The organism is Bacillus sp. M5A3_1b, assembly GCF_053345335.1.
This window is the reverse complement of the sequence record NZ_JBKEZY010000029.1, coordinates 1-3648: the sequence shown is the minus strand read 5'-3', so window position 1 is coordinate 3648 and position 3648 is coordinate 1. Positions and strand designations below refer to the sequence as shown.

4 protein-coding genes are annotated in these 3648 nt (G+C 36.1%); all 4 read right to left on the bottom strand.

Going from position 1 to position 3648, the window contains the following annotated elements; all coding sequences use genetic code 11:
* On the bottom strand, window positions 1–266 hold a 266-nt coding region (locus ACLBWW_RS28520; RefSeq protein ID WP_447614402.1), incomplete at its 3' end, for a lysozyme family protein.
* A gap of 398 nt (window positions 267–664) precedes the next feature.
* The gene (locus ACLBWW_RS28515) at window positions 665–1717 is read right to left on the bottom strand and encodes a glycoside hydrolase family 25 protein (protein WP_048543939.1); all 1053 of its coding nucleotides are present in this window, start codon (window positions 1715–1717) and stop codon (window positions 665–667) included.
* 132 nt (window positions 1718–1849) lie between these two features.
* Window positions 1850–2734, bottom strand: a complete 885-nt coding sequence (locus ACLBWW_RS28510) for a M23 family metallopeptidase (protein WP_048543941.1) — start codon at window positions 2732–2734, stop codon at window positions 1850–1852.
* Between the two features lie 265 nt (window positions 2735–2999).
* Window positions 3000–3648, bottom strand: a 649-nt coding sequence (locus ACLBWW_RS28505) for a lysozyme family protein (protein WP_447614401.1), incomplete at its 5' end; no start/stop codon positions are given.

Below are 3648 nucleotides of genomic sequence, written 5' to 3'. Positions count from 1 at the left end.
GCTCCTTTTAGATGCTTTACTCCATAATAAATTGAATCTTTAGGATTTTTAATTGTATTCATTGGCCACCCTTGTGATTCACTTGATTGCATAATATCAGGTGTTTTTTCAGAATTCCCGTCACTTTCCACCATAATGATTCCAAGTACGTAAGGAATTAACTCAGGTACTCCTTGTGCAGAACATTCACTTTCTACCATTGATTGCCAACGTAACACTTGTTGTGGCAGATTCTTTGTCGTAACTGAAGCAGCTAATATACTCATTACTAAACATCTCCTTATTTTCCTATTATTTTTGACTAAAAAACTACTGCTTTACTAAATATGACTCTCAGTCAAATACCCATTAATCTATAAGATTACTTCATGTTGCTCACCTTCTTTCACAACAAAAAGAGCAACCATAAAAATAGTTGCTCTTTCGTCGAAATCTTATATTACTACTATAAATCACTTTTTCAATACTTTCTGTACACTGCATGTAGCCTACAAAAAGGTAACATTAAAACCCATCTAAAAACTTGACAATCTTTCTTATTTCAGCGTGTTTTCGTCGGATATAGCCTGTACTATAATGCAAGTCAAACACTACTTGCTCTAAAACTATCCTATCGATATGTTTCATCTTTTTTAGTTTACTTTAATACAAATAATTTTTTTAATTAGCGAATCCAGCGAATGATTTTTTCATCAAATTCTACCCAACCTTTATCTTTAATGTAAATCCAATTGTTATCCCTAAACTCAATTACCCATTGTCCTTCGCTTACTCGATCACGTATACCACTGTTGTAATTCGCATGATGGTAACACTCTAATCCTTTCCATTCATTCCAAATGACACCTTTACTCCTACCATCTTTTTCGATACGTATTGCTGTTTCAGGAACCCAGTTGTCATTGGCGATTTTAAACCAAAATCTTTTCCCATCCCATGCACTCTCTAAATATACATGGCCACTGCCAAGAGGAATCTTTCCTACTACTTCCGCAAGTTCATTTGGTTCTTTATATACCCAAGACTGTCGCTCTACACATTGTAGCCAACCTAAGTTATTGGTTAACCAATCTGGTGGTAATGATACATTCTTTCGGGTGTCTACATCTGTAGGATCAGGATTATTTGAATTAGAGCCCTTTCCTATAAACCATTCAATAGTTTTATTTCCTACTAAGTAATTTAAGTCTACATTACCAGTAATTCCTGCAACGCTACCAGTTTCAGTATATTGCCATAGATCACAGCTATATGCAGGTTTACTGCCACCATAACGAGGAATCCATAAGAAATCTGCACTCACACTATTTAGTCCATCACTTGTATACATGTGATGTGACACGTATAATCCAACTTTCCAGCCCGCTGCACGACATGTATCAATGAAGGCCTGAGATGCTTTTGCTAAGTTAGTGGGTCCACAACTAGCAAGTGTGTCATCTTCTACATCCAATACAAGGAATTTTGCATCCTTGTCTGCACGATTCATAAAATCTCTTGCTTCTACAATAGCGTCTTGGACACTTGTATAACATCCATAAGCATAATGACCAAATGGAACTCCATATGCTTTACAACCTTGGACATATTCTTTATATTTTGAATCAACCTTATTAGATCCATATTGTACACGAATAATAGCCAGCTCCAAATCATTACTCGCTTCAGCCCAATTTATATTTCCATTATGATAAGATATATCTGCTATTTTCTTCATTTATACATGCTCCTTTGTTAATCATTGATAGAAATCCTTTTTCTAGCTACATTGTTATTTAGCTTGTGATTCTAATTAATAAAAAATAAAGAAGAGTCGCTCCATAAGGACCTACTCTTCTTTTTAACAAATCTATCGAATCCAACGAATAATTTTTTCGTCAAACTCTACCCAGCCTTTATCTGTAATATAAATCCAGTTGTTATCTCTAAACTCAATTACCCATTGGCCTACACTTACTCGATCGCGTATACCACTGTTGTAATTTGCGTGATGGTAACATTCTAGCCCATCCCATTCATTCCAAACGACACCTTTACTTCTACCATCTTTTTCAATACGCATTACTGTTTCAGGAACCCAGTTATCATTGGCAATTTTAAACCAAAATCTTTTCCCATCCCATGCAGTCTCTAAATACACATGCCCACTGCCAAGAGGAATCTTTCCTACTACTTCCGCAAGTTCATTTGGTTCTTTATACACCCAAGATTGTCGCTCTACACATTGTAACCAACCTAAGTTATTAGTTAACCAATCAGAAGGTAGCGTCACGTTTTTACGTGTATCTACATCAGTAGGATCAGAACCATTTCCAGTGTTACCACCGTCTCCTTTTCCCAGATAGTCTAACGGATTCACAGCATTACTCTTATTAATATCCCAGCCACCTTTATGCATTTCAAAATGCAAGTGTTGGCCACTAGAATCTCCAGTGTTCCCCATAACTCCAATAGTTTGTCCTTGTGTAACATAATCCCCTACATTCACCGTTCGAGAACCACTACGCATATGAGCATATACAGTTTCCCATTTGACCCCATCAATATTATTCACAATCATAATACATTCACCATAACTAGATGAATAATAAGAGCGACTAACTTGTCCACTAGCCGCTGCATAAATCGGATGATAACCTGGTTCTGCAAGGTCTACCCCATGATGATCTGGTCTGCTGCCTCTAAAACCACTTGTTACCCTTGTTGTATCTGTTGGATAAATAAATTTTGCCATATTAATCTTCCTTTCTATTTTTCACACCATATAAAAAAGGTACTTACATAAGCACCTTGATTTACTATTTATATATTTTTGGCCTATATACTAATTTTTCATACCATAAGATTGATAGAAAAAATTTCTCCGTCGTTACCTTACATCAAGATTTCCTTTAACCATGTATTGTTTTCAAAATATAATGTATGTTTAACACATCCAGATATACTTTAGTTTTCTCAGGTGACTTTTGTGAAGTACTTCAATAAGAGCACTATCTTTTTTAGCGAATCCAACGAATGATTTTTTCGTCAAACTCTACCCACCCTTTATCTGTAATGTAAATCCAGTTGTTATCTCTAAACTCAATTACCCATTGACCTACACCTACTCGATCTCGTATACCACTGTTGTAATTTGCGTGATGGTAACATTCTAGCCCATCCCATTCATTCCAAATGACACCTTTACTTCTACCATCTTTTTCAATACGCATTACTGTTTCAGGAACCCAGTTATCATTGGCAATTTTAAACCAAAATCTTTTCCCATCCCATGCAGTCTCTAAATACACATGCCCACTGCCAAGAGGAATCTTTCCTACTACTTCCGCAAGTTCATTTGGTTCTTTATACACCCAAGATTGTCGTTCTATACATTGTAACCAACCTAAGTTATTAGTTAAACAATCAGAAGGTAGCGTCACGTTTTTACGCGTATCTACATCAGTAGGATCAACTCCTCCGACAAAATCTACATACTGTTTAACAATTTCAGCATAGAAGAAATTTCCACCATTTTTATATTTATAGCCACCATTGTATGCCACAGCGATAGGATGACTATATCGAATCATTGCGCCAGTGCTATTTCCAAGAGATGGTGCAACAACCGTTTTAGAATACAGATCCGCCACCGGTAATGAATGTTGT

Coding starts and splice junctions, on each gene's coding strand:
- ACLBWW_RS28515 (WP_048543939.1), bottom strand. CDS start 1,717: ATGAAGAAAATAGCAGATATATCTTATCATAATGGAAATATAAATTGG.
- ACLBWW_RS28510 (WP_048543941.1), bottom strand. CDS start 2,734: ATGGCAAAATTTATTTATCCAACAGATACAACAAGGGTAACAAGTGGT.